21 protein-coding genes are annotated in these 26,611 nt (G+C 44.0%); 10 read left to right on the plus strand and 11 right to left on the minus strand.

The window, feature by feature from the left end:
- Positions 1–261: 261 nt before the first annotated feature.
- The 4 genes from ABDD95_RS01520 to ABDD95_RS01535 all read left to right on the plus strand — a co-directional run bounded on the left by ABDD95_RS01520 (position 262) and on the right by ABDD95_RS01535 (position 3,593).
- On the plus strand, positions 262–819 hold the full coding sequence (locus ABDD95_RS01520; RefSeq protein WP_345950140.1) for an RNA polymerase sigma factor: 558 nt from the start codon (positions 262–264) through the stop codon (positions 817–819).
- A complete protein-coding gene (locus ABDD95_RS01525; RefSeq protein WP_345950141.1) occupies positions 819–1,385 on the plus strand; it encodes a hypothetical protein in 567 nt (188 codons plus the stop codon). Before ABDD95_RS01520 ends, ABDD95_RS01525 begins: the two co-directional genes overlap by 1 nt.
- A complete protein-coding gene (locus ABDD95_RS01530) occupies positions 1,366–2,727 on the plus strand; it encodes a hypothetical protein (RefSeq protein WP_345950142.1) in 1,362 nt (453 codons plus the stop codon). The genes ABDD95_RS01525 and ABDD95_RS01530 overlap by 20 nt, the downstream gene beginning before the upstream one ends.
- A gap of 92 nt (positions 2,728–2,819) precedes the next feature.
- Positions 2,820–3,593 (plus strand): TerC family protein, encoded by a 774-nt coding sequence (locus ABDD95_RS01535; protein WP_345950143.1) that lies wholly within the window; start codon positions 2,820–2,822, stop codon positions 3,591–3,593.
- A gap of 133 nt (positions 3,594–3,726) precedes the next feature.
- Here ABDD95_RS01535 and ABDD95_RS01540 read toward each other — a convergent pair whose 3' ends face one another.
- The 5 genes from ABDD95_RS01540 to ABDD95_RS01560 form a co-directional block, all read right to left on the minus strand.
- The gene (locus tag ABDD95_RS01540) at positions 3,727–4,914 is read right to left on the minus strand and encodes a class I SAM-dependent rRNA methyltransferase (RefSeq protein WP_345950144.1); all 1,188 of its coding nucleotides are present in this window, start codon (positions 4,912–4,914) and stop codon (positions 3,727–3,729) included.
- A gap of 95 nt (positions 4,915–5,009) precedes the next feature.
- Positions 5,010–5,522 (minus strand): GyrI-like domain-containing protein, encoded by a 513-nt coding sequence (locus ABDD95_RS01545; RefSeq protein WP_345950145.1) that lies wholly within the window; start codon positions 5,520–5,522, stop codon positions 5,010–5,012.
- 12 nt (positions 5,523–5,534) lie between these two features.
- The gene (locus ABDD95_RS01550; RefSeq protein ID WP_345950146.1) at positions 5,535–5,972 is read right to left on the minus strand and encodes a DoxX family protein; all 438 of its coding nucleotides are present in this window, start codon (positions 5,970–5,972) and stop codon (positions 5,535–5,537) included.
- Positions 5,973–6,036: 64 nt separating this feature from the next.
- Positions 6,037–6,450 (minus strand): VOC family protein, encoded by a 414-nt coding sequence (locus tag ABDD95_RS01555; protein ID WP_345950147.1) that lies wholly within the window; start codon positions 6,448–6,450, stop codon positions 6,037–6,039.
- A gap of 39 nt (positions 6,451–6,489) precedes the next feature.
- Positions 6,490–7,059, minus strand: coding sequence for a dihydrofolate reductase family protein (locus ABDD95_RS01560; RefSeq protein ID WP_345950148.1), 570 nt, complete (start codon positions 7,057–7,059; stop codon positions 6,490–6,492).
- A gap of 132 nt (positions 7,060–7,191) precedes the next feature.
- On the opposite strand from ABDD95_RS01560, the gene ABDD95_RS01565 reads away from it, so the two are divergent.
- Complete coding sequence (locus ABDD95_RS01565) at positions 7,192–8,169, plus strand: helix-turn-helix domain-containing protein (protein ID WP_345950149.1); 978 nt, start codon at positions 7,192–7,194, stop codon at positions 8,167–8,169.
- Positions 8,170–8,315: 146 nt separating this feature from the next.
- On the opposite strand, the gene ABDD95_RS01570 is transcribed toward ABDD95_RS01565, so the two are convergent.
- The 6 genes from ABDD95_RS01570 to ABDD95_RS01595 all read right to left on the minus strand — a co-directional run bounded on the left by ABDD95_RS01570 (position 8,316) and on the right by ABDD95_RS01595 (position 16,906).
- Positions 8,316–9,200, minus strand: a complete 885-nt coding sequence (locus tag ABDD95_RS01570) for an SDR family oxidoreductase (RefSeq protein ID WP_345950150.1) — start codon at positions 9,198–9,200, stop codon at positions 8,316–8,318.
- 154 nt (positions 9,201–9,354) lie between these two features.
- A complete protein-coding gene (locus tag ABDD95_RS01575; RefSeq protein WP_345950151.1) occupies positions 9,355–9,909 on the minus strand; it encodes a hypothetical protein in 555 nt (184 codons plus the stop codon).
- A 250-nt stretch (positions 9,910–10,159) separates the two neighbouring features.
- A complete protein-coding gene (locus tag ABDD95_RS01580) occupies positions 10,160–12,517 on the minus strand; it encodes a GAF domain-containing protein (protein ID WP_345950152.1) in 2,358 nt (785 codons plus the stop codon).
- Positions 12,518–12,633: 116 nt separating this feature from the next.
- Complete coding sequence (locus tag ABDD95_RS01585; protein ID WP_345950153.1) at positions 12,634–15,213, minus strand: BamA/TamA family outer membrane protein; 2,580 nt, start codon at positions 15,211–15,213, stop codon at positions 12,634–12,636.
- Positions 15,214–15,253: 40 nt separating this feature from the next.
- Positions 15,254–16,132 (minus strand): pirin family protein, encoded by an 879-nt coding sequence (locus tag ABDD95_RS01590; protein ID WP_345950154.1) that lies wholly within the window; start codon positions 16,130–16,132, stop codon positions 15,254–15,256.
- 177 nt (positions 16,133–16,309) lie between these two features.
- Positions 16,310–16,906, minus strand: a complete 597-nt coding sequence (locus ABDD95_RS01595) for a Crp/Fnr family transcriptional regulator (RefSeq protein ID WP_345950155.1) — start codon at positions 16,904–16,906, stop codon at positions 16,310–16,312.
- 331 nt (positions 16,907–17,237) lie between these two features.
- Here ABDD95_RS01595 and ABDD95_RS01600 point away from each other — a divergent pair, with 331 nt between their 5' ends.
- The 5 genes from ABDD95_RS01600 to ABDD95_RS01620 all read left to right on the plus strand — a co-directional run bounded on the left by ABDD95_RS01600 (position 17,238) and on the right by ABDD95_RS01620 (position 26,569).
- Positions 17,238–19,793: a DUF5686 family protein gene (locus ABDD95_RS01600; RefSeq protein WP_345950156.1), complete on the plus strand. Its 2,556-nt coding sequence runs from the start codon at positions 17,238–17,240 to the stop codon at positions 19,791–19,793.
- Between the two features lie 237 nt (positions 19,794–20,030).
- Positions 20,031–21,116, plus strand: a complete 1,086-nt coding sequence (locus ABDD95_RS01605) for a PAS domain-containing sensor histidine kinase (protein WP_345950157.1) — start codon at positions 20,031–20,033, stop codon at positions 21,114–21,116.
- 259 nt (positions 21,117–21,375) lie between these two features.
- Positions 21,376–21,951: a TetR/AcrR family transcriptional regulator gene (locus ABDD95_RS01610; RefSeq protein WP_345950158.1), complete on the plus strand. Its 576-nt coding sequence runs from the start codon at positions 21,376–21,378 to the stop codon at positions 21,949–21,951.
- 252 nt (positions 21,952–22,203) lie between these two features.
- On the plus strand, positions 22,204–23,343 hold the full coding sequence (locus ABDD95_RS01615) for an efflux RND transporter periplasmic adaptor subunit (protein ID WP_345950159.1): 1,140 nt from the start codon (positions 22,204–22,206) through the stop codon (positions 23,341–23,343).
- Positions 23,344–23,368: 25 nt separating this feature from the next.
- Positions 23,369–26,569, plus strand: a complete 3,201-nt coding sequence (locus ABDD95_RS01620; RefSeq protein WP_345950160.1) for an efflux RND transporter permease subunit — start codon at positions 23,369–23,371, stop codon at positions 26,567–26,569.
- The last annotated feature ends 42 nt before the right edge of the window (positions 26,570–26,611 follow it).

A 26,611-nucleotide genomic window follows, 5' to 3' on the forward strand; every position in this document is an offset into this window, starting at 1 on the left:
CCCACTTCGCTAATATGGCAGCAGATAGCAACCTTGCGGCCATGGCTTGCAGGCACTTGGCGCAAAGCTGATTTAACAGGGCAGCATCACAATCAGCATAACGAATGATCATTTTTGTAGTTAGGTTCTTGTAAAAAGCGCTTAAAAGCTCTGTTAATAATTACTAACTTAACACTTGCTTTAAAAATAGTGTATGTTTTTTTAACGTACGTGCAACGTTGTGAAAAATGCTGCGTCTATTAACTCGAAAGCTAATCACAATTGGAAGCCTTATACATCGACAAGCATTATCAACTGGTGGTTGATTGCAAGCAGGGGAATAAAAAAGCCTGCTATGAATTGTATCGTCTTTATTCGAAGGCCATGTTAAACGTGGCGTTCCGGATATTGAATAATATGGACGAGGCTGAAGATGTGCTTCAGGAATCCTTTTTAGATGCCTTTAACAAGGTGAAGGATTTTAGACAGGAAACCACTTTTGGCCTGTGGCTTAAACAAATAGTGGTAAACCGCTCCATTAACCAGTTGCGTAAACGTAAGCTGGAATGGGTGGAGATGGAAAGTGAACAGCTGGAAAATATTGCCGATGATGAGCAATATGATGATGAAGATGTACAATATAAGGTAGCGCAGGTTAAAGAAGCTATTAAACTCTTGCCCGAAGGTTACCGCGTAGTTTTATCATTATACCTGCTGGAGGGATATGACCACGAAGAGATAGGACAAATTTTGAATATTACCGAAAACACCTCAAGAACACAATTTTTGAGAGCTAAAAGGAAACTGAGCGAAGTGTTAAGAATAAAAGGAGTAGCATAATGAGCAAGCGATTAGAAGATTTTATCAGAGCCAACCGCGAAGAGTTTGATGACCTGGAACCACGCGCGGATATATGGAGCCGCATTGAAGAAAATATGGAGGCACCTGTAGTTGAGATGCCAAAAAAGCGTGAAGCCAAAACCTTTTCTTTAGGTTTTGTACTGCGGGTAGCCGCTATTATTATTGTAGTAATGGGTATAGGCTTTAGCTTTTACTTACGCAGTGGCAAAACAGCCGGTGTTGATTTGGCGGCCATAAATCCAGAGTATGCTAAACAGCAGGTACAATATACCTCGCTTATTGAAACCAAGCGTACCGAGTTAAAAGAATTAACGAAAGGCGATCCGCAGCTTTACCAGGAGTTTAGCGGCGAGATTGACAAGATGGAAGCATCTTATAAAAGACTAAAGCATGATTTAGTTACCAGCCCTAACCAGGAGCGTGTTTTACGTGCAATGATCCGGAACTTGCAAATACAAGCCGAGGTGCTCAATCAGCAATTAGAAGTAATAGAACAGTTTAAAGGAAGTAAAAACGAACCCAACAATGAAATCAAAAATATTTAACGCCAAACTGCTTTTGTTATGCGGCTTATTTGCTGTTGCTCAGGGTAGCTTTGCACAAAAAAATAAAGCCGAAGACGAGAAAGAATTTGATAAAAAGATGGAGAAATTGCGGGAGCAAATGCGCGATCTGCAAAAGGAAATCAGCAAAATGCAGGTACAAAAGCTGAAAGAAAAATCAGTTGAACTGCAAAAGCTTTCTAAAGAATTAAGCAGCCAGGCTCTGGTATATACCAATGAGCTTAATGTAAGCGGCCTGAGCAAAGGGCTGGGTGTAATAGTGTCACCGAATATTAGCATCTCTCCAAAAACACTTCGTACACCCGACCTGTCAAGGGCATCAACAAGTACTTTTAATTACAACTTTAACTTTGATGATAAGACATTAAAGGAGAAAGTGCAAAGCGGTGAGCTGAAGGAAAAGAGCAAAGCTTACAGCAAAAGCTATTCGGTTGATGCTAATGACAAGCTGGAAATTAACAACACCTACGGTAAGGTAACGGTTAACACCTGGACCAAGAACGAAATAAAGGTTGATGTGCAGATGAAGGCTTATGCCAATGAGGAAGAGGACGCGCAAAAAATGCTGGATAAGATTACGATCAGCGATAGCAAAGAAAACTCGGTAGTGTCATTTAAAACTACCATTGAGCGCAATACAACCGGCAACCACACCTTTGTTATTGGCACCTGGTTTAATGGCGGCAAAAGCCATACCAGCAAGCTGGAGGTAAATTATGTGGTTTACATGCCTGCTAAAAGCCAGCTCGACCTTACCAATAAGTTTGGCGGCGTTATGCTGCCCGATTTATCAGGCCGGGTGAATTTAAAGTTATCTTATGGCACATTGGTGTCTCAGCAATTAACCCACCCCGAAAACGATATTAAGGTAAGCTTTGGAGATGCTAAAATTGCCTCTATGTACAGTGGAGATGTAAACGTAAGTTATGGAAAACTGATTTTAGGAACTGCCGACAAGCTGAGAGCCAAGATAAGTTTCGGTTCGATGAACGTAGATAAACTGAAGTCTTCGGGCGATATCTCGGCACGTTATGGCGACGGTGTTACTGTAACAACGGTAGACAAAAATTGTAAAAACATTAATGTAGATGCGCAATTTACTAAAGTGAACTTAGGCGTTAAAGACAGCTACGACTTTGATGTAACCACCCGCTTTGGCAGCTTCGATTATAACGATAGTGCTGTTAAAGTAATTAGCCGCACCCCTGCAGACAATGACCGTCATTTTACTTCAACCCGTACCTTTAAAGGCCAGGTAAATAAAGGAAATTCAGATAGGGTGATCACCATTAAATCGAGCTACGCCAGCGTTAAATTCGACTAAGATTAAGTGATTTTAATATATTTTTGAAAACCCTTGTCGATTGCGGCAAGGGTTTTGTTACTTTTAGCCCGTAACAAATCTACTTTAAAGCAATGGAACTACTAACGGATGCCGAAGCCTGGGTATCGCTGGCTACGCTAACTCTGCTCGAGATTGTACTCGGTATTGATAACATCATTTTTATTTCAATACAAGCCGGTAAGCTGCCAGTGGCCGAACAAGGTAAAGCACGTAAGTTAGGGCTGGCCGGAGCCATGATTACCCGCGTTTTGCTCCTGTTGTCTATTAGCTGGATAATGAAGCTTACAAATCCATTCATTAATCTGGCCTCTTTAGTGAACATTACCAATGCCGAGTGGGTGGAGCGTTTGTCACTATCAGGCCGAGATTTAATCCTGCTGGTGGGCGGTTTATTTCTGATTTATAAAAGCAGTCATGAAATACACGAGAATATAGACCATGATGAGCAAGGCGAGGAAGATACCAAGCCGCATTCATTCTGGGGTGCTATAGTGCAAATAATGCTTTTGGATATTGTTTTCTCGCTTGATTCGGTTATAACCGCCGTGGGTTTGGCCGATCATGTGGAGGTGATGATTGCCGCCGTAGTTGTTTCGGTAGGTATTATGATGTGGGCTGCAGGGCCTATAGCCACCTTTGTGAACAACCGGCCTACTGTCAAAATGCTGGCGCTGTCGTTCCTGTTGCTGATAGGCGTATCGCTGCTTGCAGAAGCATTTGATCAGGAAATACCTAAAGGGTATATTTATTTCTCAATGGCCTTTGCTATCCTGGTGGAGTTACTTAACCTGAAAGCTAAATCTAAAAGAGAAAAGAAGGCCGTTACCATTAACAGGCCAAGGTAAAGGAGGTGGGTTTCCCCCCTTTTATATTAAATAAGAAATGAAAGCTGCTAACTATGCCTCCTCGGAGAGGCATAGTTAGCAGCTTTAAAATTTTATATCTGGCGATATCTCAGTTAGTTTGTATAAATCATAACTAAATAACCCGGCACAGCAAACCTTTCAAATATTCACCCTCCGGAAACGATGCCCGTACCGGGTGGTCTTCGGGTTGGCAGAACTGGTTAATGAACTGTACCTGCTTACCGGCATCCAGTGCGGCCCAGGCCAGTACCTGTTTAAACGTATCAATATCCATAGCCCCCGAACAGGAGAAGGTAGCCAGTAAGCCGCCCTTATTCAGCAGTAGCATAGCTATGCGGTTCAGGTCTTTATAAGCTCGTGAGGCACGGTCAAGCGCCGAGCGTGATGGGGCATATTTGGGTGGGTCGAGCACGATCACATCAAACATTTCGCCATCCTCCTTAAAGCGCCGTAGTTGTTTGTTAACGTCCGATTGTACGGCTGCGTGCCTGGCGGCATCAAGGCCGTTCAATTCAATATTCTTTCTCAACGTCTCAATAGCCAGCGCAGAGCTATCAACACTGGTTACAAAGGCGGCACCTTGTTTGAGGCTGTTCAACGTAAAACCGCCTGTATAGCTAAAGCAATCCAGTACCTTCTTGCCTGCTGCATGGCTGGCTAGTATATGGCGATTATCGCGCTGATCGCAGTAAAAGCCAGACTTTTGGCCTTCGGCAATATTAATAACGTACGTAATGTCGTTCTCTTTAACCTCTACCAGCTCGGGCGGCGGACTACCGGCCAACACCTCATTGGTAGTGGCTAATCCCTCGTGCGCACGCGAAGTGGCATCACTTTTATCGTATATGCCTTTAGGCTGTAGCAGGTGCTGCAGCTCATCAATTATTACAGAAAGGTTGTTTTGAATACCTGAGGTAAGTATTTGTAACGATAAGTAATCGGAATACTTGTCCACAATTAGTCCGGGCAGGTAATCGGCTTCGCTGAAAATGAGGCGGCAGGTATCGGTTTTGCCCGATTGTAATACATAGTTACGGCTTTCAACAGCAATAGCCACTTTTCTACGAAACCAGTTCTCATCAATCGGCGTACTCTCGTCCCATTCCAAAAGGCGCAATGCCACGCGCGATTGGTCGTTATAAAATCCGTAAGCCATAAAGCGGCCTTGCGCATCTATTAGTTTCACTACATCGCCATTGGCAGGCTCGCCCTTTACCCGCTCAATGGCACCCGAAAATACCCAGGGATGGCGCTGCAGTACCGCTTTTTCTTTACCTTTCTTCAGTATCACCTCAAACATGCTGGCAAAGATACACAGCCGGGCTTAAATGATTTCAACACAAGGTCTTTTTTGTTAGAGAGGTATACAGTAAATTGTCTGTTTTTAGCTTAAAGCTATGCTAAGAGTAAAGCGACAGCTGTGCGGCAGTCTGGGCCGTTAAACTGGCCGGCCGGCTCTGTAAGGTGAAATTCAAAGCGGCCCGCCCAGTGTTCGCATTCACCAGCATGATGCATTTTAAACTGGATGCCTTGCCCGGCAGCCCAATTATGCAACAAGGAATAGGTGTGGGCTATACCTTTTGGGTAACCACAATGAACCAGAGTTGCGAAAGTTCCATCAGGAATTGTTCCGGCGATGATATACCCGTTGCCGATCGCAGGTTCACTGATTGGAAAGCCAACTTCGAGGCTATAGCTTTTGTCTATGTTATTTACCCTTAAGTATCGATAAAATAAGGGGCCGGTTACGGGCGTACGCTGGCAATTAAGCCATTTGGTTAGCTCACTTGCCAGTATATCTAATTTGTGCCACTCGTTTAAGGTGAGTTGAACAGGTATAGCTACGTAAGGTTGGGCGCAGCCCGTATGTAATATAGGCTGCTTGGTGTTTTGCTCTAGAGCAACCATATATAGTAGTATTTATACAAACGATGTATCGAAGCCTGCCGTTGACTGGTTGCCTGGCAGGCTGTTGTTGGTTTTTTTTAAGATGTCGGCTTTTAGCTTTTTATGGTAATAGATGTAGGCGCCTGCTGCCAGTGCAATCAGCACAAACATAGGTGCCCAGTCTTTTGCCGGTTTGCCAGATGCTGCAACGGAGTAAATGGCGCCAAGCAAATCATAAGTTAAGCCGGCGTAAGCCCACTCCTTTACACGCGGATAGCCAGGTACCAGTATGGCTATTACGCCTAACACCTTTGCTACACCTACAAAGGGAAGCAAGTATGCCGGCAGTTGTATTTCGGCAAAGCCTTGCTTAGCCAAATCCATCATTAATACATCGGGTATGGCTGAGCCCAGCATTACAAAAGCGAACAAGCCGGTTAATATCCAGTAAATAATTGTGATCTTCTTCATATCATTAGGAGTTAAATTGCAATAAGGTTTATTTAATTTAAGTATTAATTTCTATAGGTAAAAGCTATTGGTTGGCATTGTGAAACAGCATCCAATTAAAGCCGTACTTATCTACTAATGAGCCAAACGTATCACCCCAAAACTCAAGCTTGGGCTGGCTAATTACTTTACCACCTGCACAAAGCCTGGCAAACAGATCATTCAACTCCTCTACACTATTACATGATATAGCCAGACTTACATCCTTGCCTTTTACAATAGGCTGGCCCATGCAGTTGTCAGACGCCATTAAGATAACATTATCGTTCTTAATGCTGGCATGCATTATAAAGTTACTCATATGTGGCGGCATGTGGCTGGCGGCCGGTGTATCGCCAACAGACTGCATAAACAGTTCTCCACCAAAGCACTCATGGTAAAAGGTCATAGCCTCGCGGCAGTTTTCTTCAAAAAAAAGGTAAGCATCAATACGTTTCATGTGTTTTAAATTTAGTGTTAATAATCTTGTAAATCGGTTTTATACTTGGTATTTAAATAGCGTTACACCATTGCTAAATGCATGCATTTTAATGAGCTTGAGACGTTGCCTTCGTTGCAAGTTAATGAATAAAGGCACGCCCTCTTGCAATATTACAGGCGCTACCCAAAGCCAGTATTCATCAACCAGGTCAGCTTCAATTAAGGCATGCGCCATGTTTATACCACCCCATGATATAATATCTTTACCCGCTTGGTGCTTCAGGTACATTACCTCGTCAACCAGCCGGCCTTTAGCCAGTTTAGATTGCGGTTTGCTCAGCTCTTGCATCGTGTAAGAAAATACAATTTTAGGCAAACCGCAAATTAAGCGGGCATAGCTCCTGTCACTGTCAGACGATAAGGGACTTACCGCCACCTGCGACCAACATCTAACCATGGCCTCGTAAGTAACCCTGCCTACTATAATAGCACCCATTAATTGCAACTGGCGATTACTTTCCAGAGCCATTTCATCACTCCAGTGTGCATAGTGCCAGTCCAGTTCACCGTGGGGGCCGGCCATCAGGCCATCCATCGTGATGTTTATGGAGAGTACTAATTTGCGCATCCTTGTAACAGTTAGCCAGTGCATTAGCTAACCAACAAAACAAAGTTATAGGTAACCGGTGGTTGCTGTGGGTGTAAATCACGGCAATTTAAGGGGTTGATTGCGACAATACTTTCACTTAGATTTGATAGCATGAAGCACATCTCAATCTTAGTACCTAAAGGAGCTATTCTGGGAAGCCTGGAAGGCTCAAGACAATTACTCACGCAAGTGAATCATTTTTTTGCCGCCAAAGGGCTGGCCTCTGTATTTAAGGTTGAGCTGGTGGGGCTAGATAAAGCTACGCCCATTACAGGCGGCTTATTTACGGTGAATACCAATGTGGTGCTTGAGGATGTGAAAAAAACAGATCTCATTATTATCCCAGCTTTAGATGGTGAGATTACACGTGCTGTAGAAAATAATAAAGAATTTATCCCCTGGATTATTAAGCAGTACCAAAACGGCGCCGAAGTGGCCAGTTTGTGCATGGGCGCATTTTTGCTGGCTTCAACCGGCTTGCTTACGGGCAAAAAATGTGCGACCCACTGGATGGCTGCCAATGATTTTAAACGCATGTTCCCGGATGTGGAGCTGGTAACCGAAAAAATCATTACCGACGAGCAGGGCATTTATTCAAGCGGGGGGGCGTTTTCTTATCTAAATCTTATTTTATACCTGATTGAGAAGTATGCCGGCCGCGAAATGGCCGTGCTGAGCTCAAAAGTGTTTGCTATTGAAATGGAACGTAGTAGCCAATCGCCATTTATCATCTTTCAGGGGCAGAAAGATCATGCCGATGATCCGATCAAAAAAGCGCAGGAATTTATTGAGAACAACTATCAGGAAAAAATTACAGTAGAGCAATTAGCTTCCATGTTTGCCTTAGGCCGGCGGAATTTGGAGCGGCGTTTTAAAAAGGCTACTGCCAATACTGTGATAGAGTATATACAGCGTGTAAAAATAGAAGCTGCCAAAATGAGTTTAGAAAACACGCGCGAGAACGTGAACGAAGTAATGTATAATGTAGGTTATACCGATACCAAAGCCTTCCGGACTACCTTTAAGCGCATTACCGGCTTATCACCTATTGAGTACCGTAACAAGTACCAGCGCGAGGTAGCGGCGTAAAGTAATCGTAATAAAACCATAACTGTCATTTCGAACAACAGTGAGGAATCCTTTCAGATCACATGTCTCACTGTTGTTCGAAATAATAGTAACAGTATTAAGGGTTGTTTACCAGCCGCTCCATACTAAGCAACGGTAACCCCGCATTATATAGTTGGAGAACCACCCGTTACCTGGATGGTAGAACCTGTCATATAGCTCGAATCTTCGGAGGCGAGTAACACATAGGCCGGGGCCAGTTCTACCGGCTGACCAGCGCGGCCCAGCGGCACATCCTGCCCAAATGATTTAACTTCATCAGGGCTCATGGTTGATGGGATGAGCGGCGTCCAGATGGGGCCTGGTGCTACACAGTTTACGCGGATGCCCTTTTCGGCCCATAATTGTGCCATGTTAGCCGTAAAGTTTTGAATAGCGCCCTTAGTAGAGGCGTAAGCAATAAGGGTAGGCCTTGGCTTATAAGCATTAACCGATGTGGTATTGATGACCGTGCTACCGGGTTTCATATGTTCCTCAGCCATTTTGCACAGGTAAAACATAGGGTAAATGTTGGTTTTAAACGTACGGTCCCACTCCTCGCTTGATACTTCCTGCAATGATTCTCTCGACATTTGGAACGCAGCATTGTTTACCAAAATATCTATCTGGCCAAACTCGGCAACAGCCGTGTCGATAATTTTTTTGCATTGCGCTTCTTCACTAATATCGCCGGGCACCAGCACCGCTTTTCTGCCTGCTTCTTCTATATATTTTGCAGTATCCTGCGCGTCTTTATCTTCGTTTAAGTAAGCTATGAGCACATCAGCGCCTTCGCGGGCGAATGCAATGGCTACAGCCCGGCCAATTCCCGAGTCGCCACCGGTAATAATGGCTTTACGGCCTTGCAGCTTGCCTGTACCTTTATAAGAGGTCTCGCCATGATCAACTTTGGGTTGCATTTCGTCCAGCGTTCCGGGTACATTCTGTTCCTGTTCCGGAAAAGGCTCACTGGTATACTTTTTCTGAGGGTCTTGATTGCTTGTGTTTTCCATAATAGATAATGTTTTATACACTGTTTTGCTATATGGATTTAACACCGCGCAGGCAAATAGTTTTCGCAAAAAGAAAATAAGGTGTTGGCCTCGTTGAAATAAAAAAGCCAGACTTACATAAAGTCCGGCTCCAAATTGATATACGAAATTGCTTTTACTGGAGCTGTTTTACTTGAATATTAAAGTCTACACCAGCCACTGCCATTTTTTTCCATTCGGCACCTTCATTACGGTAGGTGCCGCCGTTAAATAAACCAATAAAAAAATGAGGCTCTGAGCCTTTGTGAGTAGTTAACCACTCAATGGCTACCAGTATGGCACCTTTTGCTCTAATATTGTAGGGTGCAAGGTCAACATTTATCCTGTTATTACCGTGTGGTATATAGCCAATGATGTCTTGTTTTACGAGGTTGTCACCGGGTGTATTGCTGCTAAAATCATAAACGTTAACTTTGAAACCCAAGCTGTCGCGGTTATCGTTCTGGGAGCCGAAATTAAGGTTGAGCAGTTGTACAGGTTTGTTGCCAGCGTTCATTTTGACGCCAATCTGTTGGCCTTTTGCCACCGCAAAGGTTGCATTGCTGGATCCGGTTCGGGGCTTATTCCCTATGGTTTTGATTTTATCCTGACCTTGTGCTGCAAAGGCAGTAAGCAGCGTAAATGCGGTAAGCAAAACTGTTGTTTTAAGAGATGTTAGGTTAAGTTTCATGCGATGTTAATAGATATTTACACCAGCAAGACGAAGCTTAGAGCGTAATAGTTGCAGCAGCTTTAAAATTATGCCATTAACGCACCAGCCTTCTAATATAAATTAAGCCTACCGTTAGAGCTGCTGCAATCTGCAGCGGATCGGCGTTGGGCAAGCTAATGGCAATAGATGTGAGATAAGTTTCATGGCCTTTTGTATAAATGTTATATACAAAGGTGCCATAACTGACAGCCCCAAGCTATGACAGATATCAAAAAGTGCGGTTGATGTTTGTCAAGGCATCCGGCGTTTCAACAGGAGCATAATGCAGTATTTGTACCCGCAACGCTTTAAGACCCGATATGCTTTGCAGATCTTCTATCTCTATATCCTCAATATGCTCGGCCAGTATGCCTTTAGCCTGCAATTGCCGGATGTGATCGCGGTATTCTTTTTCCTCGGTATCGCTGGCATAAACAATGGCAATTTTGCCTGCCTGCGTAATGCGTTCGCGGGTGCCTTTGATGTAAGCTTTATCAATCCGTTTTTTTACGATTTCGAAACGGGCATTGTAGGTGCCGTCTACATCAAAGCGTTTTTCATCCATCCTAAAACGGATGGATAAGGTGGTGCTATAAGCTAAAATGAGCGTAGTTACATCAAGCTGGTAAGGGAGCGAGTCTTTGTACTGATGATGAGCACGCTCCATTTCGCATAAGGTCTGCAGCTGCCAAAAGCGTAGGTTATGGAAGTGTGCCGGTAAAAACGCCCTGTTAGGCGTAATGGATGCACCAATGTACAGGTTATGTTCAACACCATCCGTTTTAAAGCGCTCGTAATAGTGCGGAAAAATTTCTTGGGCTGCCATTTGTCTTTCATCCAACATGGTAGCCATTTTTTGATTAATGGTTGATACCGTATCGTCATACTTGCGGCGATAAGTATAGTAACTGCCTTTGCTCTTATCCAGTTGTTTAAAATAATCCTCAATTTCGGCTTTAAACTGCTCGTTATCTAAAAAACGTTGCAGCAGGGGATGTACCTTTCCCTCAATAAAGTTTTGGATATGCTGCTCCACATCTGCGCGGATAAGGGCAGATAGATCAGCGGTGAGAAGTTTGTACTCCTGTAGCTTTTGCGAGTAGGCGGCTGCTTTCTTTTCAACGCTGTATAGCTGCTTCACAATACTGATTACAGCTTCAAGCTGGTTGTTTAGATCCTTTTGTGTGCTGCGGTTCCGCAAGTCAGAAGAGCCTTTGATGTCGATTTGCCCGTAAAGCGGATAAACGTTTTCGAACACTACTTCGCGCAGTTCATAATCGCGGTGATTGTCGCGCCGTTCAATATATTTTTGTGCCTCCTTGCGGAACTTCCATTGTACGCTCGGGTGCAGGGTGGTGTACTCGTTTTGTATTACAGCCTGTATACGGTTTTGCCTGAAAGATATTTGCCTGTCTATGGTATTTACCAAAAACGGCATCACCACTTCCAGTTTGTGGGCATTCACACTATTCAGTTCGCCAGGCCGGTGCGAGGCCAGTTCCAGGATACCCAGCAACAAGCCATCTTTCATTACCGGCGCCAGGATAAAGCTTTGGATATTTTGTTTCAGGAACTGGTGCGCCAGTTCACTATCCGGATGTTCTAAAAAGAATTTCTTGCTGTTAGATATGGCAAAAAACTCGCTTTTGCCCATAATGGCTTTGTACGATTTTGGTCCCAGTATGTCTGTGCAAATCGCCTCCAGGCTGTCATTCAGCATGTAGCTTTTTATTTTGCGCATGTTGGCAATGCTGCTAAACTTATTTTCTTCAGGATCAAAAGCAGTAAAGCCCACGTTAAGATCAGGGATCTTATAAATGGAACGGAAGATGGATTCAAAATCCTGCTCTACGTTCACATCGTTCAGGGTAGTTAACAGTGTGCCTTTTAGTACCGATACAGCGTTTTCAATAGTAGCATCGAACATGCTGAGTATGGCAAAACCTTTCAGAATATAACTTCCCGGCGGGAACATTTCCATCCACAAGCTAAGATCATCATAATTATTGATGAGCGTATCAATCTCTTGCGCTGTCAGCTTACGTGATTTTTCGGTAGGAATGATATCTAAAAAATCGGCATTGTACAAAATGCGGTAATGTTTTATAATGCCCTCAGCTGTAGGAATATCGTAAAACATCGGCTTGCCGAAGTCAAGGTGTGTATTATAAAGTTCGTTCAGGATAAGGCAGCAGCTCATCACATAGAACTGGTGCTCATCAAAATCGCGGATAGTAACGTCGAACTGGTCACCGGCGCCTTTCATGATATTCTTTAACCGTTGCGTACGGTTAAACAGTAAGCTATGAAAGGGTATAGTTACGGCCTTAATCTCATTGTTGGTTAAAGCCGGTGGAAACAAATCGGCCAGCAGATTCCTGATTACAGGTAAATCTTTTTGGAGTTGCTTATCATCATTAATGCCGTCCCTAAGCTCAGGGTAGGGTTCAATTTCTTTGAGCAGGGCTTGGGCTCGCTCGGAAGCATAACCGCTTTCTTCGTTCGCAACTTTTTCCAGGTGCTCAATAAGCAGGTGAAAAGAGATGCAAAGCTGAAAAGGATTATTTTCGAATTGCTCGATGCCCATATATCTTAATGATAAGTTGAGCAAAATTAATCAAAATAAAAGCACGGCGTTAGTTAGCCACCGCATATGGCGGCAAAACACCCCGAAAGTTTACTTATATTTAACAACAGTACTACTTACAGCCTGAAGTTTAGAGAAATGTAGGGATACCAACCCTCCTTGGAGTGCCCGGCCAGTAACTGAAATATGGTTAAGGAGGCAGGCGAAAAGTACAGCCCGCCGCCGGTACCAGTGTGCCATTGATCAGAGCTTTCACCTTTTACCCAAACGCGGCCTGCGTCATAAAAGCCGGTAATACCTAGTTGGCCCGGGAGTACATAACTGGCAATATCAAACAATTTAGCACGGGCCTGCAGATTATTGTACACCATGTGATCGCCCGCAAAACGGTTTTGCAGATAGCCCAACAAGTTGCCTTGCCCGCCTAAAAACATGGACTGGTAAAAGGCAGGTTTGCCAATACTTACACCACCACCCACACGGTTTGATACGACAATGGAACCGCTGGCGTTTAGTTTCTGGTAATAAGTAAACTCGGGCTTAATCTGGATGAAAGACCTGCTATACTCGTTTAGCCCGGTATAGCCTTGCAGCGTTACGTTAAGGTAATAGCCCTTACTGGGTAGCAGGTTATTATTGCGTCGGTTGCTGATAAAGTTTACCAGTAAACCTACATGTGCTTTGTCTTTATTAACAGTAGCGCTGTCATACGAGTTAATAAGGCGACTGTTACTGATAAAACGACCCGTGTTATCGCTTAAATCCAAATGGAAAAATTGAATTGACGGACCTGCACTAATGGTGGTTCCGTCGCCGGTATGCCAGCGTAGGGCCGGATCAATCTGGTAGGTGTCATAACGCGTGCGATAATAGCGGCGGTAGCCATCAAATTTGTTCAGAACGGTTTGGTTACCACGGCCAAAAAAGTTAAGCGTATTATCTGGTGCCTGGGCAAAGGCATTTAGGGTAAAATCTGCCCTGCCAAAGGCATCAATCCATTCACCGTTATAGCGTATACGGAAAGCTTCTGTTGCAAAAGAGTGTGTAATCAGTAATTGCTGTACACTGGCATAAGGTAGTTTACGAAAGCCTTCGCGGCGGGTATGCTTAAAGCCCAGCCCTAATAAAAAACCATCATCTGCATTAATAGCTGCGGTTGCCAGTGGCATCCATACGTTGTATGGATTGTTTTGAACAAAGCGGGTGTTTGAAGTATCATTTGATAAGTGGCTGCTTACCCGGGCCGCATTATCGTGTATGGTTACATTGTCTTTTAAACCGTATACCTTCACACTGCCAGCCGATTCCGTCACGTTATAATTTTTACGTCCGCTGGTGCCAATAATTCGCAGTTTAATGGGCGATGCACTGTTGTTTACCACTACCTCGTCATTACCACCCTCTACATACAGTCTTATCTCACGTGTTATGGCCGGATTGTAAACCATATCCAGCAAAGCAGCATCCTTAACGTTACCGCTTTTGCCTGATTTTAAAATCTGCACCCGCATGCCTTTGTTGGGGGCATCGGTTATATTGATCCGTTCGTTCTTATCTGTGGTACGCAGGTCTACGGTTTCGTTAATGAAGCGGTAGTATTTATCCATAGCCGCAGGAATATTATTGCGGCGTTGTTTCAGTTTTGCTAACAGTTCATCATGGCGCAGCTTGTACATTTCGGGCGGCAGTCTTTTAAGGCCGGCTTCCAGTACGGCATCTGTCTCGACTTTTACAAACTCGTTGGCCAGGCGCATCCAGTCTGCGTAGCTAATCTGTCCATCAGGATAGGGCTGTATAAAGCGGGTTTTAAAAATGGAGTACTGCACCCTGGGAATATCACCATCGAAGTGATCGAGTGTTGGGTTGATCCAAGGCAGGGCTGCCAGGCTTGGGGCTATGCCTTCGCTTAAGTGAAACACCTGGTCGCGGTCTCGCGGTACAGCGTAATACACTTTTTGGTTGCCTTTCTTTTCATACCCCCAGCGCCACTGGTCCTCATGGCGGTCCCAGTCGGCCAGCAGTAAGTCCAGCATACGGGCACGTACAAATTGCTCGGAATTAAAGCGGGTATCATTATCCTCCTTCAGTTCCCGCATCATTTTTATCGTATTGTCTGATTTGCCCGTAGGTTCGCGTTCTTCTAATAATACTACCAAGCCGTTAAAAACTTTGCTATACTCACCTAAAGCAGCATCGGGCGCCATAACACCAATAATTGGGTTGGCATGCGGTACGCCTGCCGCATCGGCCAAGGGTGGCACTACCAGTGCCGAAAATGGGTGCTGACTGCTCAGCGCATCATCAATCCAATCTACCGCAAAAGTGCCTTTAAAATTAGGCGGCAAAATCTTTTCAGGCGTTTTCTCTACGCTGCGTATCACCCATTCCTTGCCTTGCTTATCTACCAGGCGCAATGATTTAGATTGCATGCCACCACCCTCACGTAAGGGCTTTAAACCGCCGTAAACTTCAGATACTTTAATAAGTGGCAATTTAACTGGCGTAGCCCACTCCTTACGGTAATTTTCACCAAACAGCCAGCGGTGAATGCCACTCACACTATCGTAAGAAGGGTGTACTTTAATAATTACGCTGTCACTGAACCGTGCAACTGGCGGCTGGGCAGTACGGCTTTGGGCGAGGCTTAAAGCGGCAATTGCCATTAAAGTGCTTAAAAGAGTGAGTTTGGTGAACATATAGGTAAGGTTGAGTAGGTGTTGTATTATTTATGCATTATCAGTTAACAGGGTATTCTATCCGGCCGTATTTGCCTTCAAAAAAATCGTCATAGGCCTGTGCTATTTCGGCCGGTGTATTCATCACGAACGGGCCTTTGGATACCATAGGCTCTAAATAAGGCTCACCGCCAAACAGGATGATGTCGGCCGGTGTGATCCCCGGATTATAAAGTTCAATATTTTCATCACTGCGATCAAAAATAAGCAATTCACTTTTGCCGCTTAAGGTATCATTTATTTTTACCTCATTGGCCGGTATAAAGGCAGCGTACTCAAAATCGGCCTTGGTAGGCATAGTGAAATTCGATTTGGGATTAAGCTTAATATGATAAATAAATTGCTTAGTATAAGTTTTTACAGACGATTGCTCTACCCCGCATACGCCTATCACCACACGTAGGGTTCCGGCATCGTCAGGCAGGGCAGTCTCTGGTATATCGGCTGGTTGTAGAGCTTTGTACTCGGGCGCTTCAGCTTTGTTTTTGGCCGGCAAATTTATCCAAAATTGCATACCGTGAAACAAGCCGCCTTGTTGTTGAAAAGCCGCACTGCGCTGCTCATCATGCAAAATGCCATTACCGGCCTTCATCCACTGTGCTCCGCCCGATTGGATAATGCCATGATTGCCCTGACTGTCGAAATGCTCCAGCGCGCCGCTTAGTAAATAGCTAAAAGTGGCTATTCCCCTGTGCGGGTGGGCAAAAGACCCGTTAGGTGGCAAAGGTATCTCCGGCGCCAATACAGTAGGGTAAATATGATCTAAAAATACAAAAGGGCCAACGCTGTTGAACGAACTATGCGGTAATAAACGGTTAACCAGTAACTGATCTACCTTAGCATTTTTACCGCCGTATTGTATGGTGATGTTCTTTTTCATTTGTGTTAGTGCAATGAAGTAACCTCACAAAGGTGCGCTACAGCAGCCGGCCGGCGCATGATATATAGCAAAAAACGCAATTGACATTTGTCAACGGTTATAAATAGCGGTAGCATTTTTCAGCGAAAGAAACACTGTTGCAACTAACCGGGTGTTGTGTTCGTGCTACAAGTAACATCACCCCACCTTTTTATTGACTATACTATGCTTGCGTATGCGACTCAGCGTTTCGGGCGAAATGCCCAGGTAAGAGGCGATCATGTTTTGCGGAAAGCGCTGTAAAAAGCCGGGGTAGGTGTCCTGTAAATGCTGGTAGCGCTCCTCGGCGGTTAAACTGATGGCGGCATGTATGCGGTTTTGGGTAGCAATGTTGCTGCGTTGATCAAGCATGCGTACCATGGCTGCTACGGCCGGTACTTTTGCCTGTAGCTCTTGTATTTGGGGGTTGGTAACCAGTAACAGATCCGAATCTTCAACCGCGTCTATATTAAATTTGGTAGGGGTAAGCATGTTGAAGCTCTCGTAATCGCCCATCCACCAGTTCTCTACACCAAAGCGTACAATATGCTCATGTCCTTTCTGGTCTACCGAGTACATGCGCAGGGCGCCTTTTATCACAAAGCCAATATATTTACTTATATCGCCTTCCTGTAAATAGTATTGTTTTTTGCGTAGCCGCTTGTGTTTAAAGGCATCCTGAATTAATTGTTGATCCTCTTTGGTAAGCGTCATGGACGAATAGTTTTCAATGTATTGGAAAAGCGGCTCGAACATGTAAGTTGAATGGTTGGTGATTATATGATGTTGCTAATTTGGTAAAATTATTTACTACTTGTTAAAAGGTTACCTGCAAATGTAAGCCAAATGTAAGGATATTATAATCCAATTGTAATACCAGCACGGCGGTATTGCAAACATAACGGTCTGCAATGCAACTTTGCAGCGTTCAATCTAAACGTTATGCTAACTCCAGATAGAATTGTCGGCCTTGCTGCGGTACTTCTCCGCCTCTGCAGCTCTTGACAAATATCAATAACATTTTCTAACAAATGTTAAGGTGCAGCATCTCAGCATCGAACAACTTTGCATTATCAATACTCGCGTCATGAAATTCTTTACTAATATATTACTTACACTCGTCATCCTCACCGGTGCCTTTAATGCCTTGCATGCGCAAGGCACGGTGGTAAAAGGTATCATTACCGATGCCAAAACTAAAGAGGCGTTACCCTATGTTACGGTAAACTTTGCCGGCAGTACACAAGGTGTACCAACTGATAATAATGGCCACTATACCTTGCGAACCAATGATAAGTTTGACCAGATCAGGGTTACTTATGTGGGTTATAAAACTGTTTTTAAAAATATAGAAGCTGGCAAGGAGCAAACCATTAACATTGCTTTAGCCAGTGACAGCCGCCAGCTAAGTGATGTGGTTGTAAAATCATCTAAAAAGAAAAAGTATACTAATAAAAACAACCCGGCTGTTGAGCTGATATACCAGGTAATTGCCCACAAAAAGCAAAATCAGCTCGAGAGTTATAACTATGCCGAGTACCGCCAGTACGAGCGTATGGTGTTTTCGCTCAGTAACCTGAGCGACCAGTTTAAAAACAAACGCATCTTTAAAAATTACCAGTTTTTGTTTCGCCAGCAGGATTCAACTGCCATTGGCGGTAAAACATTGCTGCCTTTATATATGGAAGAGAAACTTACGGACAACTATTACCGTAAAGTTCCTTTTGCGCAAAAGCAGGTGGTTGAAGCCAATAAACAGGTTAAATATGACGAAACGTTTGTAGATAACCAGGGCCTCACCACCTACTTTAACCGCATGTACCAGGATATAAACATTTATGATAACAATGTATCCTTACTGAGCAACCAACTGTTAAGCCCTATAGCCGACCATTCGCCCAACTATTATAAGTTCTTTATTACCGATACTATTAAAGATCATTTGCCCAACCTGATTGAATTGAGCTTTACCCCGCGTAATACCATTAATAAATTATTTGAGGGTAAGATCTATATCACTATGGATGGCAACTATGCCGTTCAGAACGCGGTACTTACGGTAAACAAAAATATTGACCTGAACTTTGTACGCCAGATGCAGGCCACGCTTTCGTTCGAAAAAAATGCAGATGGACGTTACCACATGAGCCAAAGCAATTTGAAAATTGAGTTCGGCATCAATAAAAATAAAGGCACTGGTGTTTATGGCGAGCGTTTAGTGACCATTAAAAACTTTGCCATCAACCAGCCACGGCCAAAAGAGGTTTATGATGGCCCGGCGTTGGTTTATGCATCAAAATTTGATGACAAGGACGATCATTATTGGACAAACAGCCGTCCCGACTCGCTGGATGCCGTTGCATCTAACCTGTACAAGAACATTGATAGCCTGCAAACCATACCATCGTTTAAACGCACTATGGATATTGCTACACTGGTTTTAGCTGGCTACAAAAATTTTGGTCCGTTTGAGATGGGTCCGGTTAATACTTTTTACAGCTTTAACCCGGTTGAAGGTTTCCGTGCACGTATAGGTGGCCGCACAACAACCGCGCTGAGCAAACGCTATTATTTTGAAACCTATGGCGCTTATGGCACACGCGATCAAAAGTTTAAATACTTTTTAAGCTCTACCTATTCGCTCAACAATAAATCTATCTACTCATTTCCGCAAAACTACATCCGCGCCAGCTTTCAGCATGATACAAAAGTACCCGGTCAGGAACTGGAGTTTGTACAGGAAAGCAACTTCTTGTTATCCTTTAAACGCGGCGCTAACGATCAGTGGTTATACAACGATATATTAAGGCTGGATTACGTGAAGGAATATCTTAACCACTTCTCGTATGCCATTGGTTTTAAAAAGTGGAATCAAAGCCCTGCTGGTGCATTGGAGTTTCAGAACTTGCTGCCCAATGGCGCTTTAAACAATGTGAACCTTATTCACACCACTGAACTTTCGGCACAGTTACGCTACGCACCGCACGAGAAATTTTATCAGGGTAAACTGTACCGCACACCTATACCTGACAAATACCCGGTTTATACCTTGCGTTACACCCAAGGGTTAAAAGGTTTTTTGGGTGGCGATTATGATTACCAAAATTTGTCGGGTAACATCAGCAAGCGCTTTTACCTGTCGCAGCTGGGCTTTACCGATGTAAGCACCGAAGGTGGCTACCTGTTTGGCAAAGTGCCTTTCCCGCTGCTTGATATACACCGTGCAAACCAGAGCTACGCATTTCAGTTCCAATCGTTCAACTTAATGAACTTTCAGGAGTTTGTAAGCGACCACTACGCCAGTATCACTATAGATCATAATTTCAATGGCTTTCTGTTTAACAAAGTGCCGCTTTTGCGTAAATTAAAGCTGCGTGAAGTAGTGAACTTTAAAAGCTTATGGGGCGGTGTCCGCAGCGAGAACAACCCGGCTCGTGATCCATCGCTGTTGCGTTTTCCAACCAATAACTTAGGGCAGGCTACTACTTATTCGCTTAGCAATGGGCCTTACATGGAGGGCAGTATTGGTGTGGGTAACATCTTTAAAGTGCTCCGGTTAGATCTGGTACGTCGTTTCTCTTACCTGGATAATCCTAATGCACCAAAATTGGGTCTGCGTACCTATGTGAAATTCGACTTTTAAAAGGAATTAATTTGTATACGAAAGGCGGTTGACTGAATGTCCAACCGCCTTTTTTTATGCCATAATGCCACTTGCTGAATATCAAACATTTGTAACGGTTTCACGTTGTAACTTTCATTGAATTATCCCGGGCTTATAAGTAAGGTCTTTTTTAGCTGATGTAGCGCTACCCATAAATAGCAATTTCACTAAGTTATACAACCAGTCTTGCCTTTTTCGTTAATTTAGTCATATAAGATGGAACGTGTTGATATTGACTTTTTAAAAAAAGTAGCTGAGCAGGCAGATGAGGTTTACTTTATTTATGATTACCAGGGCAATCGCTTTGAATTCATAAATAACGCTTTTGAGTACGTTACTAAATTGAGTTGCCAGGAGGTTATCAATAATCCCTCCATGCTGCTCAACATCGTGCATCCCGATGATGTTGACTATGTTAAATCGGAGTATATAGCTGCAGGCAAAAGGCAGTCCAAAGCATTAATCAATTTCAGAATTTTACGGCCCGATAAGGTAGAAAGGTGGATAAGACTAAAGATATATCCGGTGCTGGACGGTAACGACACCGCTTTTGTATTTGCAATAGCCGAAGATGATACGCCAAGAAAAGCCGGCTTTTCAAACATGCAGAAAGTGAACGAATGGAAGGACTCTGTGATGGGAATTTTATCACATGATTTGCGCGGTCCAATTGGCATTATAAGTACACTGGCGTCGGCTATTGGTGCCGAGTTGCCGGCGGAAGATCATACGCAAGTGCATGAGTGGCTTAAAATGATCAGAGACGTTTCGAAGAAGAATTTGGAGATGATTAAGAACCTGCTTAGCACCGAGCCGCTAGATACAACAAAGGTTGTGTTAAACAAGGAAAGGCTTGATCTGGTGCAGGAAGTTAGGCAGGTCATGGATATCTTCATTCAATCACCAAACAGTCTTTCAACTAAATTTGAATTTACATGCTCGCACGATAAAATTTTTGCTCAAGTAGATCATTCAAAGCTTTTGCAGGTGATCAATAAACTTATGTCAAACGCCATTACGTTAACGCGTGATGATGGATTAATTAAAGTACATATGGAGCAGCTGGAAAACTCAGTTACCATAACTGTTGAAAATAATGGTAGCGGTATACCTAAAAAGCTGCAGCCAGTGTTATTTCATAAGCCTGCCGAGGCTGTTGCCAATGGCGAAGAGCCGGTTGGATTGGACATGTGGGTTGTTAGATCAATTATGGAGTCGCACGGTGGTAGTGTTTGGTTTGAAAGCGATGAAAGAAAAAGCTGTAAGTTTTACGTGGACTTTCCTATAGGGCTTAACTTTTAATTTCATTCTTAACACCTGCACGGTACAATTTTTTACTTACCCTTTGATCATTTTTGATTTGTGTTATCGTAAATACATTAGGCTTACGTCTCCAGTTTCCATATAAAGTGTAGAATTGACGTGTTTTGTACTATACATGACAATTCAACCAGTTACAAATGACATTTAAATTAAACTATCTCCGAGCCGAGTATATACCTTTGCTTAACAGTGTTAAATAATTTAATGCCTTCATAAAATGGCCAGTAAAGACAGGATAATGCGATTAAAAGAAGAAACCAGAAGTAACATTCTGGACGCTGCCCTGTGTATTGGTAAAACTGAAGGCTGGCAGGCATTAAGTATGCGCAAGATTGCCGATATTATTGAATATACTGCTCCTATAATTTACGAATACTTTGCCAATAAAGAGGCCATAATGCTGGAACTTACCAAAAAAGGATACCGCATTTTAGGCCACGATATGCAAGCTGCCCGCGATGCGCACCGCTTGCCCGAAAAGCAGCTTGAAGCTATGTGGCTCACCTACTGGAACTTTGCCTTTGCCGAAAAGGAGCTTTACCAGCTGATGTTTGGTATTGAGGTTAACTGTTGTGTGTTTGAGCAAAACGTACCTGAGGTGGAAGCTCCGGCTAATATGATTTTTGAAGTCATTAAACAGTTGATTGGTGAGAACGCTGCCGAGGAAGAGGTTTGTAAACGTTATTACACTTTTTGGTCGGTTGTGCACGGTTTAATATCCATTAATTTGGTGCGCCAAAGCGTACCCGATGGTATAAACGAGCAAGTATTAAAAGAGGCTATTGGCGGAATTATAAGAGCCATTAAGGATTGATTTTTTTTAGTCCGGTACTTAACAGTGTTAAATAAGTAAACATCATAAAATAGTATGATACACCTTAGTCCATGTTTCCCTACGGCTTTTACATAGCTTAACAGTGTTAAATAGTTTAACACTGTTTAATGGGTGATATTTTAATTGAAGTATTGACATAAATCAACGCCTTTATTTATCAAACATCATTCATCCGTAATCTACAACAACGCAACTTTGACAACAAGCAACAACACAAGAATCCCTATTATCATGAAATCACTAGCAATCCTATTAACACTTACAGCCTTTTTGTACGGTTGTGCAGAAAAGCCGGCACAACAGCAGGCTGCGCCACCACAGCCATTGCCTGTAGCTGCTATACATACCGATACTGCAACCACTTATCAGGAGTACCCAGCATCGGTTGAAGGTGCCGTTAACGTAGAGATACGTCCGCAGGTAAGTGGCACCTTAGACCGCGTTTACGCCGATGAAGGCGCTTATGTATCAAAAGGTCAGCCGTTATTTAAAATCAATGAAAACCCTTACCGCCAGGCATTAAATAACGCTAAAGCCAGCCAGGCCGCAGCCGAAGGTGCATTGGCCAACGCCCGTCTTGAGGTTGAAAAACTTACCCCGTTGGTACAAAATAAAGTAGTATCTGATTATCAGCTTAAGGTTGCCAAAGCTGCTTTACAAGTAGCGCAGGCTAATGTAGCCCAGGCCAAAGCGCAGGTAGGCACAGCGCAAATTAACTTAGGTTACACGGTAATTAAAGCGCCGGTAAACGGCTACATTGGCCGCCTGTTAAAAAAACAAGGTAGCCTGGTAGCACCGAATGATCCCGAGGCTTTAACCCAGCTATCTGACGTGCATGAGGTACATGTGTACTTCTCCCTTGGTGAAACCGATTTTATCAACTTTAAATCACAATATGCCGGCAGTACCCTGCAAGATAAAATTAAACACCTGCCGCCGGTATCACTTGTAATGTCAGACCAAAGCACTTATACGTTGCCTGGCAGAATTGATATGATTGACGGACAGTTTGACAAAACCACCGGTGCTATCACCGTAAGGGCCAGCTTTCCAAACGCTTCTGGTTTATTGCGCTCTGGCAATACCGGTAGGGTAAGATTAAGCCTGCAACACAACAAGGTAGCCATTGTACCGCAGGATGCTACTATTGAAATGCAAGATAAAGTATTTGTATACGCCGTTGGCGACAGTAACAAAGTAGCTAAACAGCCTATTACCATAGCCGGTAAAAGCGGTAGTAATTACCTGGTTAAGGATGGTATAAAGGAGGGCCAGCAAATTGTGCTGAGCGGTGTTGACCGCCTGCAAGACGGCATGAAAATAAGTCCGCAAAAAGCGCCTGAAAAAGCAGCTGCCATAGCAAAAAACTAAGTTCCCAACGCTAAACATAAAAGTCATGTTTCAGAAATTCATAGAAAGGCCGGTACTCTCCACCGTTATCTCCATCTTGTTGGTGATACTGGGTGTGTTAGGCCTAACCAAACTGCCCCTGCAACAGTTTCCGGATATTGCCCCGCCGGCAGTATTGGTTGCAGCTGTTTATCCCGGCGCAAACGCCGAAACCGTACTACGTTCTGTTGCACCATCGCTTGAGGAAGCTATTAATGGTGTGGAAAATATGAGCTACATGAGCTCAACCGCCAGTAACGATGGTTCATTAGCCATTACAGTTTACTTTAAACAAGGCACCAACCCCGATCAGGCCGCTGTAAACGTGCAAAACCGCGTAGCCCAGGCCACCAGCCAGTTACCGGCCGAGGTTATACAGCAGGGTATTACTACCACTAAACAGCAAAACAGTTTAATTGGCGCTGTGGGTATATATACCGAAGATCCCAAAAAATACGACCAGACATTTGTAGCTAACTACGCCCAAATCAACATCATCCCCGAAATTAAACGGATACCCGGTGTGGGCTCGGCCAGCATATTTGGTGGTGTTAAAGATTACTCAATGCGTGTTTGGCTCAACCCGGGCCAAATGGCTGCCTACAAAATTACTCCTGCTGAGGTGATGGCTGCCATACAGGATAAAAATATTGAAGCAGCGCCGGGTAAATTGGGCGAGCGCAGCAAGGAAGTATTTGAATATGTTATTAAATATAAAGGCAAGCTTACCAAGCCAGAAGAGTATGGCAACATTGCTATACGTGCCAACGCCGATGGTTCGGTACTGCACTTAAAAGACGTAGCCCGTGTAGAGTTAGGCGCTTACTCTTACACCAGCGTGAGCCACCTGAACGGCCATGATGGTATTGCACTGGGTGTAATACAACTAGCCGGCTCTAACGCCAATGAAATTCAGATAGCGGTTGACAAGCTGATGGAAAAAGCATCGAAAGACTTTCCGGCAGGTATTAAATACAATAACTTTTACCGTACAAAAACCGCGCTCGATGAATCTATAAGCCAGGTTGAACATACTTTGATAGAGGCCTTTATACTGGTGTTTATCGTAGTGTTCATTTTTTTGCAGGATTTTCGTTCTACCTTAATTCCTGCCATTGCCGTTCCGGTAGCTATCTTAGGTACGTTCTTTTTCATGAATGTGTTCGGGTTCTCTATTAACCTGCTCACCCTGTTTGCACTGGTACTGGCCATTGGTATTGTGGTAGATGATGCCATTGTGGTAGTGGAGGCTGTACACGCCAAAATGGAGAACGAGCACCTGGCTCCAAAGGCTGCAACAACCTCGGCCATGCACGAAATTACAGGCGCTATTATTTCCATCACCTTAGTTATGGCGGCGGTATTTTTACCTGTTGGTTTTATGGATGGCTCAACCGGTATATTTTACCGTCAGTTCGCCTTCACTATGTCAATAGCCATTGTGATATCAGCTGTTAACGCTTTAACTTTAAGTCCTGCACTGGCAGCTTTGTTCTTAAAGAGCAATCACAGCCATAATGGCAACCCGGATGCTAAGAAAGGCTTTGTTCAGCGGTTTTACGCAGGGTTTAACAGCAGTTTTAACGCTTTAACCAATCGCTATGTTGGTGGCTTAAAGTTCCTGGTGCGTAACAAGTGGGCAAGTATGGCCGGTTTGGCTTTATTAACTGCCGTTACCATTTACATGGTTAAAAGCACCAAATCAGGCTTTATCCCCACAGAAGATCAGGGCTTCGTGGCTATTGCCGTATCAAGCCCTTCAGGTACATCGCTGGATGCAACTACCAAAATGCTGAACCAGGCCGAAGCCGAACTGCGTGCATTACCAGCTGCAAGGTTTGTGACTGCTATATCGGGCTTTAACCTGCTTACCAATTCTAACAGCCCTTCATCAGCTGTTGTGTTTGTGTTGCTAAAGGATAACAAAGAACGTGGCGAGGTGAAAGACATCAACGCTATACAAGACGTTATCAGAGGTAAGCTGGGTGCTATTTCAAAAGGTAGTTTCTTTGTGTTCAGTTTCCCTACCGTACCGGGTTTCAGTAACGTGGAAGCCTTGGATATGGTACTGCAGGATAAAACCGGCGGCAAGCTGGATAAGTTTAGCGGCGTGGCCAATAACTTTATTGGCAAGCTGATGCAAAAGCCGGCTATTGCCTACGCTTTCACATCTTTTAAAGCCGATTATCCGCAATTACAATTAGAGGTTAACGATGAAAAAGCCAACCAGCTTGGCGTAAACGTGAAAGACGTTTTACAAACTATGCAAGCCTACTTTGGTAGCGCCCAGGCATCAGATTTTAACCGCTTTGGTAAATACTACCGCGTGGTTGTACAAGCTGATATTGCTGACAAAACCGACCCTACATCTATTGATCGTGTGTTTGTCAAAAACAAGGCTGGCGAAATGGTGCCGATCAATACGCTGGTTAAACTAACCCGTGTTTATGGTTCTGAAACCGCCTCACGTTACAACTTGTTCAACTCTATACAAATTAACGCTATCCCAAAACCGGGCTTTAGCTCTGGTGATGCCATTAAAGCCATTGAGGAAACTGCCGCTGAACAACTACCGGCCGGTTTTACTTACCAGTTTTCTGGCCAAACCCGTGAGGAGATCTCATCGGGCGGTCAGTCAGCCGTAGTGTTTATGCTTTGTTTGGTGTTTGTTTACTTCCTGCTGGCTGCCCAGTACGAAAGTTACATCCTACCGTTGGCCATTATCCTATCAATTCCAACAGGTTTATTCGGTGTATTTGCAGCCATAGGCTTAACCGGTATCGAAAACAACATTTACGTACAGGTAGCCCTCATTATGCTCATTGGCTTGCTGGCTAAAAACGCTATTCTGATTGTAGAGTTTGCCTTGCAACGCCGCCGCAACCGTGCTGGTTTAATTGATGCCGCACTGGAAGGCGCCCGTTCACGTCTGCGCCCTATTATCATGACCTCGCTTGCATTCATCGCCGGTATGATTCCGATGATGACAGCTACAGGGCCGTCTGCTCAGGGTAACCATTCCATCAGTATTGGTGCAGCCGGCGGTATGCTCAGCGGTGTAGTGCTGGGCTTATTCATCATCCCGGTATTATTCGTAGTTTTTCAGCACTTGCAGGAGCGCATTAGTGGTGTGCCGGTAATTGTAAAACACCCCGATAATAACCACGGCCATGCGGTTGCCGTTCAACATGAAGTAAACCCCGCATAAAAATATAACCTTAAACACCTTGCTCTTCAAAAGCCCTCCCTA

Source organism: Mucilaginibacter sp. PAMB04274 (assembly GCF_039634385.2).
Lineage (GTDB): Bacteria > Bacteroidota > Bacteroidia > Sphingobacteriales > Sphingobacteriaceae > Mucilaginibacter.